Raw genomic sequence first — 602 nt, 5'->3', positions numbered from 1 at the left:
AGTTGGCAATACCCAAAGTTCGTGAGCTAACCCGTAAGGGAGGCAGCGACCTAAGGTAGGGTCAGCGATTGGGGTGAAGTCGTAACAAGGTAGCCGTAGGAGAACCTGCGGCTGGATCACCTCCTTTCTATGGAGAAATCTAGTTAACAAGACGTTTAACTAGTAATATTTTTAAAAGTCTTACTTRRAAGTAATTAAAGTTAACTTAAATGTTAATTATTCTGTTCAATTTTGAAAGACTAWGTCTTTCAAAATTAGGGCTTATAGCTCAGCTGGTTAGAGCGCACGCCTGATAAGCGTGAGGTCGATGGTTCGAGTCCATTTAAGCCCACCAATGTTCTTTGAAAATTGCACATATTAATACGAAGTTTAGTAAAACTTAGTACGAGAAATCAAATGATTTTTGTAACGAACGTATCTCATACGTGAATGAAAAAATCATGTAGATGACGAAGTAATAAGATTTAGTAAACAAGTATATTGTATATAATACAACAAGCCAAGAATATATTCTTTGTATTTATAAGAACTATTCATTAATTGTTAATAATTAGATAAATAGGTCAAGCTACAAAGGGCGCATGGTGAATGCCTTGGCATCA

The 602-nt window shown here is 35.7% G+C and carries 1 tRNA gene and 1 rRNA gene; both read left to right on the top strand.

The window, feature by feature from the left end:
- Positions 1-127, top strand: a 16S ribosomal RNA gene (locus ACYUET_RS19005); the annotation flags it as partial.
- A gap of 130 nt (positions 128-257) precedes the next feature.
- Positions 258-334: transfer RNA gene (locus ACYUET_RS19000), tRNA-Ile, on the top strand.
- Positions 335-602 lie beyond the last annotated feature (268 nt).

This window comes from Clostridium sp. CTA-5 (assembly GCF_054768135.1).
This window is presented reverse-complemented; position numbering and strand designations above follow the sequence as displayed.